This is a genomic window from Pseudomonas reactans (genome assembly GCF_013385825.1).
Classification (GTDB): domain Bacteria; phylum Pseudomonadota; class Gammaproteobacteria; order Pseudomonadales; family Pseudomonadaceae; genus Aquipseudomonas; species Aquipseudomonas reactans.
Map to the genome: position 1 here is coordinate 41,394 of NZ_JACAPG010000027.1, position 19,243 is coordinate 60,636.

Consider the following 19,243-nt stretch of genomic DNA (forward strand, 5'->3'; position numbering starts at 1 on the left):
ATTTAAGTTCAGGCCTCTATATTGGGCGTATGGCGCTCATCGGCGATTGCTCGAGGCTCGCGGCCTTCACATGATTCAGCGTCCCACATCGGGAACATTTGATCTGGAGCTCTGTAAACCCACCCGTACGGGCGAGAAGTCTTTTGCAGTTACCGCATCTGAATTCTTTCAACATCTGCAAATTCCTTTTACTGAACCACCTTTTCCGTGTGATTGATTAGGAAGCGGCGTTACATTCGCCGCCCTCTCACACCCACCTACACAGGTCCGTAGACGGCGGCATGCCTGCGGGATCTTTGAGCAGAGACAGTCCGAGGTAGAAGTTCTGGGTGAAGGATACAATCCAAGTGTCATAGTCCGTTTCCGCACTGCTGAGCACGGAAGGGGCCGCGACAATCGCAGTGGGCAAGTCGCATTGCTCGGGCGGCAAGCCCCAGCGGTTATCCAGGGCCAAATCCATCAGTCGGCTGGCCAGGTCGCAGGCGTCAAAGGGCGTCGAGCCACTGACGACCGTGGCCTTGAGTGAAACCGACAAGACATGCGCCTTGCGCCCGGCAAAGGAGCGAACGCCCGGGCCATTGCGCTCCACGCTGATCAAAATGCCGGTTTTGTCGCCCGTGTCGGAGAAGTCATGGTGATTACCGACCCGTAGTTGTGGGAACGCGCGCTTCAGCGCGTCCCCAATCGCCGCAGGTAGCTGGGAAGGTTTTTCGAGAAGCGTCATCTGCTTGCATCCTTGCAGCGCTTACCGCTGATCCGGGCGAGAGTTCGAGGCCTGGTTGACCCCGATGCGCTTGGCCGCCCAGCGTTCATAAAGGCCGATGGCCACGTCCGCCCCGGCCATGGCGGTTAGGCAGCCAATGGCGCCAGCGGTCCAGATCGACATGCCGGCGGCGTAGCACAGCATCAATGCCGATACCCCGCAGACCATGCACGCCCCGGACCGCAGGGCCAGGCGCCGAATCAGCGACCAACCACGGGCGCCCTCCTTGTCGGCGCGCCACATTTCGCCGGATACACCGCCGATCAGCGCCAGTACGATTACCAGCCAGATAGGCATTTCCGCTAACGCCTGCTGCTCGTTTGTCATGTCACGCCTCCTGGCTGAGCACTACCGGCAGGGGGCCGGCTCTTGGGTAAATCCATGTAGGTAGACATTCCAAAAAGCCCGGTTACCCGGGCTTTTCAGTAATGCGGTCCTCAGTCGATCTTTCGGCGCTACTGGCGCGGTACGGATCTTTCCTCGATGTTTTTCCGACCACGACCCCTGTCTGCCGGATAACTGCTTCTGGTGCTTTACGCTGCACACCCGGGTCAGTTGCCAACCCTCTGAACCGTTAAGGCCGGTTCATCGCTGCCTGTTTGTTAAGCGGTGAAACTAAAGAGCGTCGGCATCCTTGCCGGTGTTTCTGGCGTCCTTGCCATCGCTCGGATGGCGTCCTTGCCGGTGCTGCGTGACTTCCTTGTGTTGACTGGCAGCATCCTTGCCGCCTCCACCAGACCTTGTTGGCTGGCTTGAGATGAAGAATATGCATGTATGCATATACAGTCAATGCATAAATGCATTTATTTTCAGCATGAAAATGCACGAATGCATTTCCGCCCTTGTGGACTGTGGGTTTTGTGGTTTTTTCCAGGCGAAAAAAAGCCCGCTCGTTGGCGGGCTTTGTCTTACAGAAGAAGGTTAACGGGCGTACATACCCCACCAGAACACATGACCCAGGATGCTGATTTGCTCATCCTGGATATCCTGGAAGCTGTAGTCCTCATCCGGGTGCTCATCGCGATTGAAACTGCGCAGGCGAATCCCGGAAGGCAGGCGGTAGAGCTGCTTAACCCGCAATTGGCCGTTGTGGTTGATGGCATACAAGTCACCATCGACGATGTCACCAATGCCACTCTTGCCCGCATTAACCCCGACCGTCGCGCCATCGCGCAGCACTGGTAACATGCTGTTTCCGCGTACCGTCACGCACTTGGCCTGGTCGAACTGCACACCGTTATGCCGCAGGCTGCGCTTGCCGAACCGCAGGCTGGCCTTCTCGCTTTCCTCGATGACGAATCTTCCTGATCCAGCAGCCAATTCAACCTCGCGCAGAAAGGGGATCGACACCTCGTCATCATTAACGGGGGTGTCATCGTCCCACAGGCTTATGTCCTTGAGTTCCGAATGCATCGGGTCGCGACCGTCCTCCCGCGAAACGCCCACCGCCACGCGTCCGCGCAGTTGGTCGGTGCTCACGCGGAAGTACTCGGCGATGCGGGAAATGTGCTTGTCCGACGGATCAACGATCTTGCCGCTGAGGATCCGGGACAGCGTGGATTGAGGCACGCCGGTACGCCGGTGAAGCTCCGTGGGGGAGATCCGGTCGCGGTCCAGCAGTTCGCGTAAGACGATAGAAACGTTGCGTTTTTGCATAACGGGGATAGTGACGGGAGATTTTGAGGTTGGCAAATGCTAATTTGCATTATTTATGCATAACCGATGCATTTCTTGGGCCCTTTCAAGTGTGGTGATGTGGACTGCGAACCGCAGACCTCGCGTGTTAACCTTGCGCCCATCGCAAAATCGCAGGGCGGAATGCCCCACCTTTGCCCCACTCCTTTCAACGAATTTGCCTACGACCCAATGAGTAAAACCACTTCAGACCTGTCCTCCCACACCCCGATGATGCAGCAGTACTGGCGCCTCAAGAACCAGCACCCTGATCAGTTGATGTTCTACCGCATGGGCGACTTCTACGAGATCTTCTACGAAGACGCGAAGAAGGCCGCCAAGCTGCTGGACATTACCCTGACGGCGCGTGGGCAGTCGGCGGGGCAGTCGATTCCGATGTGTGGGATTCCTTACCATTCGTTGGAAGGTTACTTGGTCAAGCTGGTGAAGCTGGGCGAGTCGGTGGTGATCTGTGAGCAGATCGGCGACCCGGCCACCAGCAAGGGGCCGGTGGAACGTCAGGTGGTGCGCATTATTACGCCGGGGACGGTGAGTGATGAGGCGCTACTGGATGAGCGTCGCGACAACCTGATTGCGGCGGTGTTGGGCGATGAACGTCTGTTTGGCCTGTCGGTGCTGGACATCACCAGCGGCAACTTCAGTGTGCTGGAGATCAAGGGCTGGGAGAACCTGTTGGCGGAGCTGGAGCGCATCAACCCGGTTGAGCTGCTGATCCCGGACGATTGGCCGAAGGATCTGCCGGCGGAAAAACGCCGTGGGGCCAAGCGCCGTGCGCCGTGGGATTTTGAGCGTGACTCGGCGTTGAAAAGTCTTTGCCAACAGTTCTCGGTGCAAGACCTAAAAGGCTTCGGTTGCGAAACCCTGACCCTGGCCATCGGTGCCGCCGGTTGCTTGCTGGGTTACGCCAAGGAAACCCAGCGCACGGCCTTGCCGCATTTGCGCAGCCTGCGCCATGAGCGTCTGGACGATACCGTGGTGCTCGATGGCGCGAGCCGTCGCAACCTGGAGCTGGACACCAACCTGGCCGGCGGGCGTGACAACACCCTGCAATCGGTGGTCGACCGTTGCCAGACCGCCATGGGTAGCCGTTTGCTGACCCGTTGGTTGAACCGTCCTCTGCGCGACTTGAGCGTGCTGCAGGCGCGTCAGACCTCTATTACCTGCCTGCTGGACGGCTATCGCTTTGAAAAGCTGCAGCCACAGCTCAAGGAAATCGGCGATATCGAGCGCATCCTGGCGCGGATCGGCTTGCGTAATGCGCGGCCGCGTGACTTGGCGCGCCTGCGTGATGCCCTCGGTGCCTTGCCACAACTGCAAGCGGCGATGACCGAACTGGACACGCCACACCTGCAACAGCTCGCGGTCACCGCCGGTACTTACCCGGAACTGGCGGCGTTGCTGGAAAAAGCCATCATCGACAACCCGCCCGCGATCATTCGCGACGGCGGCGTCTTGAAGACCGGTTACGACAGCGAGCTGGACGAGCTGCAAGCCCTGAGCGAAAACGCTGGGCAGTTCCTGATTGACCTGGAAGCCCGCGAAAAAGCCCGTACCGGACTGGCCAACCTGAAAGTCGGCTACAACCGCGTGCACGGCTATTTCATCGAATTGCCGAGCAAGCAGGCCGAGTCGGCACCGATCGACTATCAACGTCGCCAGACGCTCAAAGGTGCAGAGCGATTCATCACCCCAGAGCTGAAAGAGTTCGAAGACAAGGCACTGTCGGCCAAGAGTCGTGCCCTGGCTCGAGAAAAGATGCTCTATGAGAACCTGCTGGAAGACCTGATCAGCCAGTTGGCACCGCTGCAGGATACCGCCGCCGCCTTGGCCGAGCTGGATGTGCTGAGCAACCTGGCCGAGCGCGCGCTGAACCTTGATCTGAACTGCCCGCGTTTTGTCAGCGAGCCGTGCATGCGCATCGTGCAAGGTCGCCACCCAGTGGTGGAGCAGGTGTTGACCACGCCGTTCGTCGCCAACGACCTGTCGCTGGACGACGATACCCGCATGCTAGTGATCACTGGTCCGAACATGGGCGGTAAATCCACCTACATGCGCCAGACGGCTTTGATCGTGCTATTGGCGCATATCGGCAGCTTTGTGCCGGCGGCTAGTTGCGAGCTGTCCCTGGTGGACCGCATTTTCACCCGGATCGGTTCCAGTGACGACCTGGCCGGTGGCCGTTCGACCTTTATGGTTGAAATGAGCGAGACCGCCAACATCCTGCATAACGCCACCGAACGCAGCCTGGTGCTGATGGACGAAGTGGGCCGCGGCACCAGCACCTTCGACGGCCTGTCCCTGGCCTGGGCGGCAGCCGAACGCCTGGCGCATCTGCGTGCCTACACGCTGTTTGCCACGCACTATTTCGAGCTGACCGTGCTGCCGGAAAGCGAACCACTGGTAGCCAACGTGCACCTGAACGCCACCGAGCACAACGAGCGCATCGTGTTCCTGCACCACGTGCTGCCGGGGCCGGCCAGCCAGAGTTACGGCCTGGCCGTGGCCCAACTGGCCGGTGTGCCGAATGACGTGATCACCCGCGCCCGCGAACACCTCAGCCGCCTGGAAACCACGGCGCTGCCCCATGAAACCGTGGTCGCCAGCCCTGTCAAAGCCTCCAGCAAACCGGCTGCGCCACATCAGAGCGACATGTTCGCTAGCCTGCCCCACCCGGTGCTGGATGAGTTGGCAAAGCTTGACCTGGATGACTTGACGCCGCGAAAAGCACTCGAAATGTTATATGCACTGAAGACTCGGATATAACGCTGAGGCCAGCAAGCTGGTAGACTCTCGCGCGGTTTGGGATGCTGCATGCTATTAGCCTGGCCTGCAGACTATCGCTCCCGAACCTCGCGAGCCCTGCCACAAAGGGTTTCGCTGCCGCCGCCTGAGGAGAGAATTAGAAATGACCTTCGTCGTTACCGACAACTGCATCAAGTGCAAGTACACCGACTGCGTGGAAGTATGTCCGGTGGACTGCTTCTACGAAGGCCCGAACTTCCTGGTCATCCACCCGGACGAGTGCATTGATTGCGCCCTGTGTGAACCTGAATGCCCGGCCGTCGCTATTTTCTCCGAGGACGAAGTCCCGGCAGAGATGCAGGAATTCATTCAGTTGAACGTCGAGTTGGCGGAAATCTGGCCGAATATCACTGAACGCAAAGACCCGATGCCGGATGCAGCGGAGTGGGATGGCAAAAAAGGTAAGATTGCAGACCTCGAGCGCTGATAGCCTCGCCTCCCAAAAGGCCCCTTGCGGGCCTTTTTGCGTTTCTGGAAAGCCGGTTTCACTTTCCTACAGGCAAAAAAAAGGGGCGGTATGACCCGCCCACATTTTTTCCCTAGTCCCTGTATTCCTTTTCATCATCCTGATGAATCGCATCCTGCGACGTTCCCTAAACCATCGTTCCTTGATGGCTGTGCCAATCCGTGGACACAGGGCTGATGTTAGAGAGTTCCAAAGGAAGTTCAACGGGATCCATTCCGGCGACTGACAGGCTTTCATGCTCAACAGACGATAATTAATTGTTATTTTTCAACAGGATAGAAAACGCTCTCGACGAACTGGGACGTACTTGGCGGGCAAAAAAACCAAACGCTTACGAAAAAGTAAGCAAATGCTTACACGACCAATTGCGTAAATGAGAAATAAACCCGCCTTGACCACCGTCCAGACATGAAAAAGCCCCGACACCGTCGAGGCTTTTTCCCTTCAATGCCCTCAGTCGTCGCTGACCGTGATGGTCGGCATCGCCGGCGTAGCGGCTTCCTGCAGCACGATACGCGCGCCCACATGGCGGGCCAGCTCCTGATAGACCATGGCGATCTGGCCGTCAGGGTCCGCCGCGACAGTCGGCTTGCCACCGTCAGCCTGCTCACGAATCACCATAGACAGCGGCAATGAAGCCAGCAGTTCCACCCCGTACTGGGTGGCCAGCTTCTCGCCACCGCCTTCGCCGAACAGGTGCTCGGCGTGGCCGCAGTTGGAGCAGATGTGCACCGCCATGTTCTCCACCACGCCCAGCACCGGGATATTGACCTTGCGGAACATCTCCACGCCTTTTCTCGCGTCGAGCAATGCCAGGTCCTGAGGCGTGGTGACGATCACCGAGCCGGCCACCGGGACTTTCTGCGCCAGGGTCAACTGGATATCACCGGTGCCTGGGGGCATGTCGATCACCAGGTAGTCCAGGTCGCCCCAGGCGGTCTGGGTGACGAGTTGCAGCAAGGCGCCGGAAACCATCGGCCCGCGCCAGACCATCGGCGTATTGTCATCAGTAAGGAAGGCCATGGACATCACCTCCACGCCCAGGGACTCGATCGGCACGAACCACTTCTGGTCCTTGACCTTCGGCCGCGTGCCTTCGGCGATGCCGAACATCACGCCCTGGCTCGGGCCGTAGATATCCGCGTCGAGAATGCCCACGCGTGCGCCTTCGCGAGCCAAGGCCAGGGCCAGGTTGGCCGCCGTGGTGGATTTGCCCACGCCGCCCTTGCCGGAGGCCACAGCCACCACGTTCTTGACGTTGGCCAGCCCTGGGATTTGCGCCTGGGCCTTGTGCGCGGCAATCACACACTGGATGTCGACCTTGGCCGAACGCACGCCGTCCAAGCCCTCGATGGCCATTTGCAACATCTGCGCCCAACCGCTCTTGAACAGGCCGGCGGCGTAACCCAGTTCCAACTGGACCGACACCTGGTCGCCCTGGACGTCGATGGCACGCACACAGCCGGCACTGACCGGGTCCTGGTTCAAATAAGGGTCGGTGTACTGGCGAAGCACGGCTTCCACCGCTGCGCGATTGACGGCGCTCATGGGCTACTCCCGAAAAAAGACTGACTGAAACAGGCGGCTATCCTAACCGTTCCAGCGGCGTAACGGCATGCTTTCACAGGTTCGGAAGATTCTGAAACAGCGCCACGGGGTGAAATATATTTCCCGGCGCTTTATAGTGGCCGACCTCCGTTTCATCAAGTAGCCGAGCCCCATGTCCGAGCCACGCAAGATCCTCGTCACCAGCGCCCTGCCCTATGCCAATGGTTCCATCCATCTTGGCCATATGCTTGAGTACATCCAGACCGATATGTGGGTGCGCTTCCAGAAGCATCGCGGCAATCAATGCATCTATGTCTGCGCGGACGACGCCCACGGTTCGGCCATCATGTTGCGCGCCGAAAAGGAAGGGATCACCCCGGAGCAACTGATCGCCAACGTGCAGGCTGAACACAGCGCCGACTTTGCCGAGTTCCTGGTGGATTTCGATAACTTCCACTCGACCCACTCCGAAGAAAACCGCGAGCTGTCGAGCCAGATCTACCTGCGCTTGAAAGAAGCCGGGCATATCGACCAGCGTTCGGTGACCCAATATTTCGACCCGGAAAAGAAAATGTTCCTGGCCGACCGCTTCATCAAGGGCACCTGCCCGAAATGCGGCACTGAAGACCAATACGGCGACAACTGCGAGAAATGCGGTGCGACCTACGCGCCCACCGAGCTGAAGAACCCTAAGTCAGCGATCTCTGGCGCCACCCCGGTGCTCAAGGACTCCCAGCATTTCTTCTTCAAGCTCCCGGATTTCCAGCAGATGCTGCAAACCTGGACCCGCAGCGGCACCCTGCAGGACGCTGTGGCCAACAAACTCTCCGAATGGCTCGACAGCGGCCTGCAGCAGTGGGACATCTCCCGCGATGCGCCGTACTTCGGCTTCGAAATCCCGGGCGAGCCGGGCAAGTACTTCTACGTGTGGCTGGATGCGCCGATCGGCTACATGGCCAGCTTCAAGAACCTGTGCGACCGCACGCCGGGTCTGGACTTCGACGCGTTCTGGAACAAGGATTCCACTGCCGAGCTGTACCACTTCATCGGCAAGGACATCGTCAACTTCCACGCGTTGTTCTGGCCGGCAATGCTTGAAGGTTCGGGCTATCGCAAGCCGACCGCCATCGCGGTGCACGGCTACCTGACGGTCAACGGCCAGAAGATGTCCAAGTCCCGTGGCACCTTTATCAAGGCGCGCACCTACTTGGACCACTTGTCGCCGGAATACCTGCGCTACTACTACGCCTCCAAACTGGGCCGTGGCGTCGATGACCTGGATCTGAACCTGGAAGACTTCGTACAGAAGGTCAACTCGGACCTGGTCGGCAAGGTCGTCAACATTGCCAGCCGTTGTGCCGGGTTTATCCACAAGGGCAACGCCGGCCTGCTGGTAGCAGAGAACGCCGCTCCGGAACTGACCGACGCCTTCCTGGCCGCTGCGCCAAGCATCGCCGATGCCTATGAAGCCCGCGACTTTGCTCGCGCCATGCGCGAGATCATGGGCCTGGCCGACCGCGCCAACGCATGGATCGCCGACAAGGCACCTTGGTCGCTGAACAAACAGGAAGGCAAGCAGGCGGAGGTCCAGGCGATCTGCGCCACGGGCGTCAACCTGTTCCGCCAACTGGTGATCTTCCTCAAGCCCGTGCTGCCGCTGCTGGCTGCCGACGCCGAAGCATTCCTCAATGTGGCGCCGCTGACTTGGAACGATCACGCCACCTTGCTCAGCAACCATCAGTTGAACGAGTTCAAGCCACTGATGACCCGTATCGACCCGGTGAAAGTCCAGGCCATGACCGACGCTTCGAAAGAAGACCTGGTCGCCAGCCAGACCGATACCGGTTCGGCCGCACCCGCGGGCAATGGTGAGTTGGCCAAGGACCCGATCTCTGCGGAAATCGACTTTGACGCTTTCGCTGCCGTGGACCTGCGTGTCGCGCTGATCGTCAAGGCCGAAGCCGTGGAAGGTGCCGACAAGCTGCTGCGCCTGACCCTGGACCTCGGCGGCGAGCAACGTAACGTGTTCTCCGGCATCAAGAGCGCTTATCCAGACCCGTCCAAGCTCGATGGTCGCCTAACCATGATGATCGCCAACCTCAAGCCGCGGAAGATGAAGTTCGGCGTTTCCGAAGGCATGGTGATGGCGGCCGGCCCTGGTGGGGAGGAGATCTACCTGCTCAGCCCTGACAGCGGTGCCAAGCCGGGTCAACGCATCAAGTAAGCCTGCGAGAAAGCCCTGTCGTTTCGGCGGCCGGGCTTTTCAGCTAGTCCCCTCTTTTCGCTTGCCGGATAATCAAGCTCTGTTTGTTAACCGGCATGTCCATGATCATCCCATGAACCTCATTCAACGTATCGACACGCTGCTGCCGCAGACCCAATGCGGCAAATGCGGGCACCCAGGCTGTAAGCCTTACGCTGAGGGTATTGCTCAAGGCGAAGCGATCAACAAGTGCCCGCCCGGTGGACAGGAAACCATTGCAGGTCTTGCACAATTGTTGCGCGTGCCGGTGCTGGAACTGGATATCACCCGAGGGAAAGCGCCGGCCCAGATCGCCTACATCCGCGAAGCCGAGTGCATCGGGTGCACCAAGTGCATCCAGGCCTGCCCGGTGGATGCCATTGTCGGCGCAGCCAAGTTGATGCACACGGTCATCGTCGACGAGTGCACCGGTTGCGAACTCTGCGTCGCGCCCTGCCCCGTTGACTGCATTGAGATGCGCCCGACAGCTGCTGTGTTGCCAATTGTCGGCGGCCTGGCCACCAATGATCAGCAACGCCATGAGCGCAGCCTCAAGCGCGACCGGGCGAGACGGCGGTATGAGCAACGCAACGCGCGGCTGCAACGGGAGGACGCGCAAAAAATTGCTGAACGTCTGGCTCGGGCCAAACGCTCAGTGCCGGTTTTACCTGTGCAAGCCGATACAGCACAGGACGCCGCGATCAAGAAAGCCAAGATCACGGTCGCCATGAGTCGCGCCCAACTGCATAAATCCTTGAAGGCCTTCGGTCACCCGCCAACTTTTGAACAGCAGTCACAGTTGATCGTCTTGCAGCAGCAGTTCGAAGCGGCAGAACAAGCTCTGACGACGCTGGAGTTGGGCACCGCGCCGAAGGCAATGGCTAAAACCGGTAATACTGCCGACCTGAAACGCGCCAAAATCCAGCTGGCGATGCGCCGCGCAGCGTTGAAGAAAGCCCAGGACTTGAACGCCAACCCGCAGCAACTGGCCGAGGCGCAGCACAACCTCGACGAGGCGCAGCGCCAAGTGGATGCCCATGGCAACACCTGATTCGCAAAACCTGTATTGCTACAATCCCGCCGACCGACTGCCAGGGAAACCCACCCCATGAACGCCGCAAAACGCCTGGAAATTTTCCGCAGGCTCCACGAAGACAATCCAGAACCCAAAACCGAACTGGCCTACACCACGCCGTTCGAGTTGCTGATTGCAGTGATCTTGTCGGCCCAATCCACCGACGTCGGCGTGAACAAGGCTACGGCCAAGCTGTACCCCGTGGCGAATACGCCAGAGGCGATCTATGCCTTGGGTGTGGAGGGATTGTCGGAATACATCAAGACCATCGGCCTGTACAACAGCAAGGCCAAGAACGTCATCGAAACCTGCCGCCTGTTGGTGGAACTGCACGGCAGTGAAGTGCCCCAAACCCGCGAAGCCTTGGAAGCGCTGCCAGGCGTCGGCCGAAAAACTGCCAACGTGGTGCTCAACACCGCGTTCCGGCAACTGACCATGGCTGTGGACACCCACATCTTCCGGGTCAGCAACCGAACCGGCATTGCCCGTGGCAAGAACGTAGTGGAGGTAGAAAAGCAGTTGATGAAGTTCGTGCCCAAGCCCTATCTGCTGGATTCCCACCACTGGTTGATCCTTCACGGACGCTACGTTTGCCAGGCCCGCAAGCCACGCTGCGGCAGCTGTCGCATCGAAGACCTGTGCGAATATAAGGACAAGACGTCCGACGATTGACGGATCATTGCTTTTCTCGATCAATCGATTGAAAAAATCTTTTTTACCGGATCATGGATTATCGTTATAAGGAGCGCCAACGGCAGTCTTAGCCCGGAGTGAACCTTATGAGCACTGGCAAAGAGCAACTGGAAGTGGAAGACGACCTCGTTGAGTCGGACGACGATGGGGCAGAGACACCTGTAGCAGAGGTCGCCAAGACCAATTTGAGCAAACGCCGCACTATCGACAATCTTCTGGAAGAGCGACGCTTGCAAAAACAACTGGCCGATTACGACTTCGATCTCTGATCGAGCGATCGACAGCCGGAAGCCTCCTTCACGGAGGCTTTTTTCTGCCGGGCAACCGGGCTGTCCGCTGTGCTACGTCCTCTTCTATACCAAACCGTTACGCTGGGCCAGTTCGATCAGGTCCACCAGCGAGCGCGCATTTAGTTTGAGCAGCAAACGCGTCTTGTAGGTGCTGACGGTCTTGTTGCTGAGGAACATGCCGTCGGCAATCTCCTTGTTGGTTCTGCCTCGCGCCAACTGCTGCAACACCATCATTTCCCGCCCGGACAGGCGCTCGACCATATCGGCCTCGCTGGCATTGCCCATGGTGGAGCGTACCGAATTGAGCGCCTGATTGGGAAAGTAGCTGTAGCCCGACAGGACCGCCTTGATGGCACTCAGCAATTCGGTGAGGTCCTGCTGCTTGCACACGTAGCCGGCGGCCCCAGCCTGCATGCAACGCATGGAAAAATGACCAGGGGCCTGAGACGTGAGAACCAGTACTTTGAATGGCACAGCCTGCTTGGTAGAAGACAACCGGCAAATAACTTCCAGGCCATCAAGTTTGGGAATTCCAATGTCCAGTATGACAATGTCCGGCATATGCTCCCGTGCAAGTTGCAATGCATCGACACCGTTATCGGTCTCGGCAACGACCTCATAACCATGACGCTCCATTAGCATACGCACAGCAAGACGAATGACGGGATGATCATCCACGATCAGCACTTTATTCATGAGAAAGTCCAATTTCGCTGTTCGAATTATTTAGAGCAAGCACAATAGCCTAGTCGTTTCCTAGTTGGCATAGCGCTCCCCCCCAAGCAACAGCAAGCAGAGACCCACCCCACAGCGATAAAGGAATTTCCCTACAAAAAAACGCCATCTCTGAGGCATCTGATTTTATGGAGCCTTTCAGACCTTTCCGGGAACTTACATACTTTGAGTGAAATATCCCTGACTTATAGGGGCTTGGGTAAACGTGCCGCACATGACTATCAGGAAATGCCCCTTGCCTCTCGCCTGTTGCAGGGGAAAACGGCCAGAACAATCCGTCTGCTTTGGTTCCATTCAACATATTCACTTACATCCTTAATTCCTACAGACCATTCGGCATTTTGTATCTTCGCCACACTTACATGAGTGAATTATCTGTAAGACTAGTTCCTACAAAGATGTAAAAAAATCATTCCCCCTACAAACTTTCAACAACAATTCATTAAAATCCCATCTCTGATAACGATTTTGAGGAAAAATCAACAGACGTTTAATCGTTATAAACATGAGCGTCTCTACAAAATCACAGGCAAAAAAAATGGCCCCTTGAACAAGGGGCCATTCTTCATACCGCGCTGAGGCTTAGAACAACGAGCGACCTTTGTTGGCCGCAATGCGCATGCGCAATGCGTTCAACTTGATAAAGCCCGCTGCGTCCGCCTGGTTGTAAGCACCGCCGTCTTCTTCGAAGGTGGCGATGTTGGCGTCGAACAGCGACTCATCGGATTTGCGACCGGTCACGATCACATTGCCTTTGTACAGCTTCAGGCGCACAACGCCGTTCACGTGGACCTGAGAAGCGTCGATCATCTGTTGCAGCATCAAACGCTCAGGGCTCCACCAGTAGCCGGTGTAGATCAGGCTGGCGTACTTGGGCATCAGCTCGTCTTTCAGGTGAGCCACTTCGCGGTCCAGGGTGATGGACTCGATGGCGCGGTGGGCGCGCAGCATGATGGTGCCGCCCGGGGTTTCGTAGCAGCCACGGGACTTCATGCCCACGTAACGGTTCTCGACGATGTCGAGGCGGCCGATACCGTGTTCGCCACCGATACGATTCAGGGTCGCCAGTACGGTGGCCGGGGTCATCTCGACGCCGTCCAGCGCGACGATGTCACCGTTGCGGTAGGTCAGCTCCAGGTACTGCGGCTTGTCGGGCGCGTTCTCCGGGGAGACGGTCCATTTCCACATGTCTTCTTCGTGCTCGGTCCAGGTGTCTTCCAGCACGCCGCCTTCATAGGAGATGTGCAGCAGGTTGGCGTCCATCGAGTACGGGGACTTCTTCTTGCCGTGACGTTCGATCGGGATTGCGTGCTTCTCAGCGTAATCCATCAGCTTTTCACGGGACAGCAGGTCCCATTCACGCCAAGGGGCAATCACTTTCACGCCAGGCTTGAGGGCGTAGGCACCCAGTTCGAAACGCACCTGGTCGTTGCCCTTGCCGGTAGCGCCATGGGAAATGGCGTCGGCGCCGGTTTCGTTGGCGATTTCGATCAGGCGTTTGGCGATCAGCGGACGTGCGATGGAGGTACCCAGCAGGTACTCGCCTTCGTAGACGGTGTTGGCGCGAAACATCGGGAAAACGAAATCGCGGACGAACTCTTCGCGCAGGTCGTCAATGTAGATCTCTTTCACGCCCATGGCTTGCGCCTTGGCACGTGCAGGTTCGACCTCTTCGCCCTGACCCAGGTCAGCGGTGAAGGTCACCACTTCACAGTTATAAGTATCCTGCAGCCACTTGAGGATCACCGAAGTGTCCAGGCCGCCGGAATACGCGAGAACGACCTTGTTTACGTCGGCCATGCCATCACTCCACGGGGTTGTACGGAAAGGCGTCGATTCTACCGACCAAAACCGTGAATTTACAGAGGCGCGACAGCAAATGAAGATAAAGCGACAGATTATGTCGAACGGGCGACCGATGGTCGCACCTTAGGACGTGTGTGCGGGGTTGCTTGGCCCGGTGGCCTGAGGCGCCGGTTTCTCGGGGGCAGCCACGCGTTCAAGCTGGATATTCACGCGGCGGTTGCGGGCCCGGTTGGCCGCATTGGTGTTGGGCGCCAGTGGGTAGCTTTCGCCGTGGAAACGCAGGGTGATCTGCGATTCCGGGATCCCGTTGGCCTTGAAGTAGTCCATGACCGCCAAGCCGCGACGGCGCGAGACGTCGCGATTGGTCAGGCGGTTGCCACTGTTGTCCGAGTGGCCATTCAACTCGATGTGGTTGACGGTGGGGTCGGCTTTCATAAACGCGAGAATCACGTCGAGTTTCTTCTTGGCGGCCGCGTCCAGTTCGATTCCGCCACCGGGGAAGCCGACTTCGGTCTGTTTGACCTGGTCATAATTCATCGGCAGCAGCTTGGCGGTGCACACTTGGTAATCGTTGTAGGCCTTGTTGAATTTGACCGGCAGCAGGCGGATTTCCGAATAGCCGCCTTCACGCCCATAGTGCCGCACGGTCGGGCTGCGCCCTTCCAGCAAGCCATTGAACAGACGCCCCGCTTGGGCTTGGGAGCTATTGAACAATACATCGCCACTGCCAGCACGCACGGCACCGAGGTTGATATCACCTCGCCCCGGCTGCCACGGCGCTGCCGCGGCCAGCAACGTGGCCGAACCGGCTCCCAGCGAGCCGTTGTAGGCTTTCAGACGAAATGTCGCCTGCTCGCCGGCCCGGCGCACGAACTCACCCGAACCGAAATCGGTGATCGGCTGGGTCAGGCGGCACTCGAACTGGTCGCCTTCCACCTTCCACTCAATATTCTCCAGGCGTGTCTGGAACGTGAGGGCCATCGCAGGCAGGCTGGCGAACACACTGAGCAGGGCTAGATATTGCTGGCGCACGGGCGGCTCCACTGGTTTCTACAACACTTCAAAGCGTCATACATCGATAAGGCATACCCAAGGCTATCGGTTGCATCCTGCAAAACTTGATAGCGAGTGCCTGATAGAGTCTTTTCCGGTAGCATTCCCACCAGATTGACCCGCCTGGAATCCCCAATGTCCGACCGCCTGACCCTGCTGCGTCCCGACGACTGGCATATTCATCTTCGCGATGGTGCTGCGTTACCCCACACCGTGGCCGATGTCGCGCGCACGTTTGGCCGCGCCATCATCATGCCTAACCTGGTACCTCCGGTGCGTAATGCCGAGCAAGCCGATGCCTATCGCCAGCGTATCCTCGCTGCACGACCGGCCGGCAGCCGCTTCGAACCGTTGATGGTGCTCTACCTCACCGACCGCACCCAACCCGAAGAGATTCGTGAGGCCAAGGCCAGCGGTTTTGTGCACGCCGCCAAGTTGTACCCGGCCGGCGCGACCACCAACTCCGATTCCGGCGTGACCAGTATCGACAAGATTCTGCCGGCCATCGAAGCCATGGCCGAAGTCGGCATGCCACTGTTGATCCACGGTGAAGTCACCCGTGGCGACGTGGACGTGTTCGACCGCGAGAAGATCTTCATCGACGAACATATGCGCCGAGTGGTCGAGCTGTTCCCGACCCTCAAGGTGGTGTTCGAGCACATCACCACCGCCGATGCCGTGCAGTTCGTCAGCGAGGCCTCGGCCAACGTTGGCGCAACCATCACTGCGCATCACCTGCTGTACAACCGCAACCACATGCTGGTGGGCGGGATTCGGCCGCACTTCTATTGCCTGCCGATCCTCAAGCGCAACACCCACCAAGTGGCCTTGCTGGATGCGGCAACCAGCGGCAATCCGAAGTTCTTCCTCGGCACCGACTCCGCGCCGCACGCCCAGCATGCTAAAGAAGCGGCGTGTGGCTGTGCCGGTTGCTACACAGCGTTTGCTGCCATCGAGCTGTACGCCGAAGCGTTCGAACAACGCAACGCCTTGGACAAGCTCGAAGGTTTCGCAAGCCTCAACGGCCCGCGTTTCTACGGCCTGCCGGCGAATACCGACCGCATCACCCTGGTCCGTGAAGACTGGACCGCCCCTGCCAGCCTGCCGTTTGGCGAGCTGACTGTTATCCCGCTGCGCGCCGGTGAAACACTGCGCTGGCGCCTGCTGGAGGAAAGCAAGTGAGTGAAGACCATTACGACGACGAACACGAGCACAGTGGTGGCGGTTCGCGTCACCCGATGGCCGAGCGGTTTCGCGGCTATCTGCCGGTAGTCATCGACGTAGAAACCGGTGGTTTCAATTGCGCCACCGACGCATTGCTGGAAATCGCCGCAACGACTATTGGCATGGACGAGCAGGGTTTTGTGTTCCCGGAACACACCCACTTCTTCCGCGTCGAGCCGTTTGAAGGTGCCAACATCGAAGCGGCGGCCTTGGAATTTACGGGGATCAAGCTCGATCACCCACTGCGCATGGCGGTGAGTGAAGAAGCGGCGTTGACCGATATTTTCCGTGGCGTGCGCAAGGCGTTGAAGGCCAATGGCTGCAAACGCGCGATCCTGGTCGGCCACAACAGCAGCTTCGACCTGGGCTTCCTGAACGCCGCCGTGGCGCGGCTGGATATGAAACGCAACCCGTTCCACCCGTTCTCCAGCTTCGACACGGCGACCCTCGCCGGCCTGGCCTACGGCCAGACCGTGTTGGCGAAAGCCTGCCAGGCAGCCGGTATCGACTTTGACGGGCGTGAGGCCCACTCGGCTCGCTACGACACCGAGAAGACCGCCGAGCTGTTCTGCGGCATCGTCAACCGCTGGAAAGACATGGGCGGCTGGGAAGACTTCAACGATTGAGGTGATATCCCGCCCATAAAAAAACCGGCCTTCTCAGGCCGGTTTTTTTGTACCTCGAACCAGGCTTACAACTTGCCAGCGTTCTCGGTCAGGTATGCCGCAACGCCTTCTGGCGAAGCGTTCATGCCTTTGTCGCCTTTTTTCCAGTTGGCAGGGCAAACTTCGCCGTGCTCTTCGTGGAATTGCAGGGCGTCGACCAGGCGGATCAGCTCTTCCATGTTACGGCCCAGTGGCAGGTCGTTGATGATCTGGGAGCGGACAACGCCCTTGTCATCGATCAGGAACGCGCCACGGAAGGCCACGCCGCCTTCAGACTCAACGTCGTAGGCCTTGGCGATGTCGTGCTTCATGTCGGCAGCCATGGTGTATTTGACTTTGCCGATGCCGCCATCATTGATGGCGGTGTTGCGCCAGGCGTTGTGGGTGAAATGGGAGTCGATGGAGACGGCTACCACTTCAACGTTGCGCGCCTTGAAATCGTCCATGCGGTGATCCAGAGCGATCAGCTCCGAAGGGCAGACGAAGGTGAAGTCCAGCGGGTAGAAGAACACCAGGCCGTATTTGCCTTTGATGGCTTCAGACAGTTTGAAGCTGTCTACGATTTCGCCATTGCCGAGGACGGCTGGGACGTCGAAATCCGGGGCTTGTTTGCCGACGAGTACGCTCATTGGGTATCTCCTGATGTGAGGGTGACGATTGAAGTAAAAGGACCGGCCCCGAGTCTGCCGCATTCAAGCGACAGCCCTGTGACGCAGTCACGCTTCGTGAAGACCGACCATCATACACTGAAAAAACCGTTCGTCAGTGCGGGCGCGGTGCCAGCAAATACCCTACGAATCTACTTTGACAATCATTCTCGTTAACATTAAGATCCATCGCACTTAAGCCTTAAACCCGCGACGGTTCTCCCTTATGTATGTGTGCCTCTGTACTGGCGTCACCGACGGACAAATCCGCGAAGCAATCTATGAAGGTTGCTGCAGCTACAAGGAAGTGCGTGAAACCACCGGCGTTGCCAGCCAGTGCGGTAAATGTGCTTGCCTCGCCAAGCAAGTGGTACGGGAAACCCTGACGCAGCTGCAGACAGCCCAGGCCGCGCTTCCCTATTCAGCAGAATTTACACACGCCTGATTGGGCGTGTTTTAAAGAACCGGACTTAGTGTCCGGTTTTTTTATGCCCACAATTCAATTAGTTAGCGCCAAGACGCGGAACACAAACATTCTTATTCCGATTAATTTTCATTTATTATTCAATAACTTAGGTTTGACACTAAGGATTTCGCCGCTCAAACTCCGCCTTATACACAGCTATTACAGGGCAGGACCCCAGTCATGAAAGGCGACATCTCAGTCATCCAGCAACTCAACAAAATCCTTGCCAATGAACTGGTCGCGATCAATCAGTACTTTCTGCATGCGCGCATGTATGACGATTGGGGCCTGGAAAAGCTGGGCAAGCGCGAATACAAAGAATCCATCAAGGCCATGAAAGACGCTGACGCGTTGATTAAGCGCATCCTATTCCTGGAAGGTCTGCCGAACGTGCAGGACCTGGGCAAGCTGAACATCGGCGAGCACACCCAGGAAATGATCAGCAGCGACCTGAAGTTCGAACACAAGAGCCACAGCGACCTCAAGGCCGCCATCGCTCACTGCGAAAGCAAAGGTGACTTCGGCAGCCGCGAACTGCTGGAAGACATCCTCGAAGACCAGGAAGAACACATCGACTGGCTGGAGACCCAACTGGGCCTGATCGACAAAGTCAGCCTGGAAAACTACCTGCAATCGCAGATGGGCGAAGAATAAGCCCCCAGCTCGCAGGTACAAAAAAGCCCCGCTCTCTCACGAGAAGCGGGGCTTTTTATTGCAAGCGCATCAAGCGTCGGTCTTGGTCGCCGCGTTGGCTGCTGCTTCTTTGACCAGCGTTTGCAGCGAACCATCAGCCGCCATCTCAACGATGATGTCGCTACCGCCGACCAGCTCACCGGCCACCCACAGTTGTGGGAAAGTCGGCCAGTTGGCGTATTTCGGCAGGTTGGCGCGGATTTCAGGGTTTTGCAGGATATCCACGTAAGCGAATTTCTCGCCACACGCCATGATGGCCTGGGACGCCTTCGCGGAGAAACCGCACTGAGGAGCGTTTGGCGCGCCCTTCATATAAAGCAGAATGGTGTTGTTGGCAATCTGCTCTTTGATCGTTTCGATGATATCCATGGAACACCTCG

At 58.1% G+C, this 19,243-nt stretch carries 20 protein-coding genes; 10 read left to right on the forward strand and 10 right to left on the reverse strand.

The window, feature by feature from the left end:
• Nucleotides 1–16: 16 nt before the first annotated feature.
• The 4 genes from HX868_RS29700 to HX868_RS29715 all read right to left on the reverse strand — a co-directional run bounded on the left by HX868_RS29700 (nucleotide 17) and on the right by HX868_RS29715 (nucleotide 2,419).
• Nucleotides 17–175 (reverse strand): zinc finger domain-containing protein, encoded by a 159-nt coding sequence (locus HX868_RS29700; RefSeq protein ID WP_099494182.1) that lies wholly within the window; start codon nucleotides 173–175, stop codon nucleotides 17–19.
• Nucleotides 176–247: 72 nt separating this feature from the next.
• On the reverse strand, nucleotides 248–724 hold the full coding sequence (locus HX868_RS29705; protein WP_177005315.1) for a hypothetical protein: 477 nt from the start codon (nucleotides 722–724) through the stop codon (nucleotides 248–250).
• A gap of 21 nt (nucleotides 725–745) precedes the next feature.
• A complete protein-coding gene (locus HX868_RS29710) occupies nucleotides 746–1,090 on the reverse strand; it encodes a phage holin family protein (protein WP_177005316.1) in 345 nt (114 codons plus the stop codon).
• A gap of 594 nt (nucleotides 1,091–1,684) precedes the next feature.
• Nucleotides 1,685–2,419 (reverse strand): LexA family transcriptional regulator, encoded by a 735-nt coding sequence (locus HX868_RS29715; RefSeq protein ID WP_016977944.1) that lies wholly within the window; start codon nucleotides 2,417–2,419, stop codon nucleotides 1,685–1,687.
• A 210-nt stretch (nucleotides 2,420–2,629) separates the two neighbouring features.
• Between HX868_RS29715 and mutS the strand changes: the two genes are divergently transcribed.
• Both mutS and fdxA read left to right on the forward strand, forming a co-directional pair.
• Nucleotides 2,630–5,221, forward strand: a complete 2,592-nt coding sequence (gene mutS, locus HX868_RS29720; protein ID WP_177005317.1) for a DNA mismatch repair protein MutS — start codon at nucleotides 2,630–2,632, stop codon at nucleotides 5,219–5,221.
• A 142-nt stretch (nucleotides 5,222–5,363) separates the two neighbouring features.
• Complete coding sequence (gene fdxA, locus HX868_RS29725) at nucleotides 5,364–5,687, forward strand: ferredoxin FdxA (protein WP_003208688.1); 324 nt, start codon at nucleotides 5,364–5,366, stop codon at nucleotides 5,685–5,687.
• Nucleotides 5,688–6,179: 492 nt separating this feature from the next.
• Here the strand turns inward: fdxA and apbC are convergent, their stop codons facing one another.
• A complete protein-coding gene (gene apbC, locus HX868_RS29730) occupies nucleotides 6,180–7,274 on the reverse strand; it encodes an iron-sulfur cluster carrier protein ApbC (RefSeq protein ID WP_177005318.1) in 1,095 nt (364 codons plus the stop codon).
• 172 nt (nucleotides 7,275–7,446) lie between these two features.
• Between apbC and metG the strand changes: the two genes are divergently transcribed.
• The 4 genes from metG (at nucleotide 7,447) to HX868_RS29750 (ending at nucleotide 11,553) form a co-directional block, all read left to right on the forward strand.
• Nucleotides 7,447–9,498 (forward strand): methionine--tRNA ligase, encoded by a 2,052-nt coding sequence (metG, locus tag HX868_RS29735; RefSeq protein WP_095014904.1) that lies wholly within the window; start codon nucleotides 7,447–7,449, stop codon nucleotides 9,496–9,498.
• A 79-nt stretch (nucleotides 9,499–9,577) separates the two neighbouring features.
• Nucleotides 9,578–10,567: an electron transport complex subunit RsxB gene (rsxB, locus tag HX868_RS29740; RefSeq protein ID WP_281364988.1), complete on the forward strand. Its 990-nt coding sequence runs from the start codon at nucleotides 9,578–9,580 to the stop codon at nucleotides 10,565–10,567.
• Nucleotides 10,568–10,624: 57 nt separating this feature from the next.
• Nucleotides 10,625–11,263 carry an endonuclease III gene (gene nth, locus HX868_RS29745; protein WP_038847851.1) on the forward strand — a complete coding sequence of 213 codons (639 nt, stop codon included), beginning with the start codon at nucleotides 10,625–10,627 and terminating at the stop codon, nucleotides 11,261–11,263.
• 107 nt (nucleotides 11,264–11,370) lie between these two features.
• Entirely contained in the window at nucleotides 11,371–11,553 is a 183-nt protein-coding gene (locus HX868_RS29750) for a PA3496 family putative envelope integrity protein (RefSeq protein WP_012722492.1), read from the forward strand.
• An 84-nt stretch (nucleotides 11,554–11,637) separates the two neighbouring features.
• Here the strand turns inward: HX868_RS29750 and HX868_RS29755 are convergent, their stop codons facing one another.
• The 3 genes from HX868_RS29755 to HX868_RS29765 all read right to left on the reverse strand — a co-directional run bounded on the left by HX868_RS29755 (nucleotide 11,638) and on the right by HX868_RS29765 (nucleotide 15,147).
• On the reverse strand, nucleotides 11,638–12,270 hold the full coding sequence (locus HX868_RS29755; protein ID WP_028619065.1) for a response regulator transcription factor: 633 nt from the start codon (nucleotides 12,268–12,270) through the stop codon (nucleotides 11,638–11,640).
• Between the two features lie 621 nt (nucleotides 12,271–12,891).
• Nucleotides 12,892–14,109 (reverse strand): argininosuccinate synthase, encoded by a 1,218-nt coding sequence (locus HX868_RS29760; protein ID WP_010212738.1) that lies wholly within the window; start codon nucleotides 14,107–14,109, stop codon nucleotides 12,892–12,894.
• Nucleotides 14,110–14,238: 129 nt separating this feature from the next.
• Nucleotides 14,239–15,147, reverse strand: a complete 909-nt coding sequence (locus HX868_RS29765) for an OmpA family protein (RefSeq protein ID WP_177005320.1) — start codon at nucleotides 15,145–15,147, stop codon at nucleotides 14,239–14,241.
• A gap of 156 nt (nucleotides 15,148–15,303) precedes the next feature.
• Between HX868_RS29765 and pyrC the strand changes: the two genes are divergently transcribed.
• Together pyrC and rnt are read left to right on the forward strand one after the other, a co-directional pair.
• Entirely contained in the window at nucleotides 15,304–16,350 is a 1,047-nt protein-coding gene (pyrC, locus tag HX868_RS29770; RefSeq protein WP_177005321.1) for a dihydroorotase, read from the forward strand.
• Complete coding sequence (rnt, locus tag HX868_RS29775) at nucleotides 16,347–17,018, forward strand: ribonuclease T (RefSeq protein ID WP_010212742.1); 672 nt, start codon at nucleotides 16,347–16,349, stop codon at nucleotides 17,016–17,018. The genes pyrC and rnt overlap by 4 nt, the downstream gene beginning before the upstream one ends.
• 65 nt (nucleotides 17,019–17,083) lie before the next feature.
• Here the strand turns inward: rnt and HX868_RS29780 are convergent, their stop codons facing one another.
• Entirely contained in the window at nucleotides 17,084–17,686 is a 603-nt protein-coding gene (locus HX868_RS29780; RefSeq protein WP_003172097.1) for a peroxiredoxin, read from the reverse strand.
• A 244-nt stretch (nucleotides 17,687–17,930) separates the two neighbouring features.
• Between HX868_RS29780 and HX868_RS29785 the strand changes: the two genes are divergently transcribed.
• A complete protein-coding gene (locus HX868_RS29785) occupies nucleotides 17,931–18,149 on the forward strand; it encodes a bacterioferritin-associated ferredoxin (protein WP_010564137.1) in 219 nt (72 codons plus the stop codon).
• 201 nt (nucleotides 18,150–18,350) lie between these two features.
• A complete protein-coding gene (bfr, locus tag HX868_RS29790) occupies nucleotides 18,351–18,824 on the forward strand; it encodes a bacterioferritin (protein ID WP_028619062.1) in 474 nt (157 codons plus the stop codon).
• Between the two features lie 69 nt (nucleotides 18,825–18,893).
• On the opposite strand, the gene grxD is transcribed toward bfr, so the two are convergent.
• Nucleotides 18,894–19,232: a Grx4 family monothiol glutaredoxin gene (gene grxD, locus HX868_RS29795; RefSeq protein ID WP_177005322.1), complete on the reverse strand. Its 339-nt coding sequence runs from the start codon at nucleotides 19,230–19,232 to the stop codon at nucleotides 18,894–18,896.
• Nucleotides 19,233–19,243: the final 11 nt, after the last annotated feature.

What these genes read in the sequence shown, in the direction of transcription:
- pyrC (WP_177005321.1), top strand. Translation starts at nt 15,304, where the DNA reads ATGTCCGACCGCCTGACCCTGCTGCGTCCCGACGACTGGCATATTCAT.
- HX868_RS29760 (WP_010212738.1), bottom strand. Translation starts at nt 14,109, where the DNA reads ATGGCCGACGTAAACAAGGTCGTTCTCGCGTATTCCGGCGGCCTGGAC.
- metG (WP_095014904.1), top strand. Translation starts at nt 7,447, where the DNA reads ATGTCCGAGCCACGCAAGATCCTCGTCACCAGCGCCCTGCCCTATGCC.
- HX868_RS29755 (WP_028619065.1), bottom strand. Translation starts at nt 12,270, where the DNA reads ATGAATAAAGTGCTGATCGTGGATGATCATCCCGTCATTCGTCTTGCT.
- HX868_RS29710 (WP_177005316.1), bottom strand. Translation starts at nt 1,090, where the DNA reads ATGACAAACGAGCAGCAGGCGTTAGCGGAAATGCCTATCTGGCTGGTA.
- HX868_RS29785 (WP_010564137.1), top strand. Translation starts at nt 17,931, where the DNA reads ATGTATGTGTGCCTCTGTACTGGCGTCACCGACGGACAAATCCGCGAA.
- HX868_RS29750 (WP_012722492.1), top strand. Translation starts at nt 11,371, where the DNA reads ATGAGCACTGGCAAAGAGCAACTGGAAGTGGAAGACGACCTCGTTGAG.
- HX868_RS29715 (WP_016977944.1), bottom strand. Translation starts at nt 2,419, where the DNA reads ATGCAAAAACGCAACGTTTCTATCGTCTTACGCGAACTGCTGGACCGC.
- mutS (WP_177005317.1), top strand. Translation starts at nt 2,630, where the DNA reads ATGAGTAAAACCACTTCAGACCTGTCCTCCCACACCCCGATGATGCAG.
- HX868_RS29705 (WP_177005315.1), bottom strand. Translation starts at nt 724, where the DNA reads ATGACGCTTCTCGAAAAACCTTCCCAGCTACCTGCGGCGATTGGGGAC.
- HX868_RS29700 (WP_099494182.1), bottom strand. Translation starts at nt 175, where the DNA reads ATGTTGAAAGAATTCAGATGCGGTAACTGCAAAAGACTTCTCGCCCGT.
- grxD (WP_177005322.1), bottom strand. Translation starts at nt 19,232, where the DNA reads ATGGATATCATCGAAACGATCAAAGAGCAGATTGCCAACAACACCATT.
- fdxA (WP_003208688.1), top strand. Translation starts at nt 5,364, where the DNA reads ATGACCTTCGTCGTTACCGACAACTGCATCAAGTGCAAGTACACCGAC.
- HX868_RS29780 (WP_003172097.1), bottom strand. Translation starts at nt 17,686, where the DNA reads ATGAGCGTACTCGTCGGCAAACAAGCCCCGGATTTCGACGTCCCAGCC.
- apbC (WP_177005318.1), bottom strand. Translation starts at nt 7,274, where the DNA reads ATGAGCGCCGTCAATCGCGCAGCGGTGGAAGCCGTGCTTCGCCAGTAC.
- bfr (WP_028619062.1), top strand. Translation starts at nt 18,351, where the DNA reads ATGAAAGGCGACATCTCAGTCATCCAGCAACTCAACAAAATCCTTGCC.
- nth (WP_038847851.1), top strand. Translation starts at nt 10,625, where the DNA reads ATGAACGCCGCAAAACGCCTGGAAATTTTCCGCAGGCTCCACGAAGAC.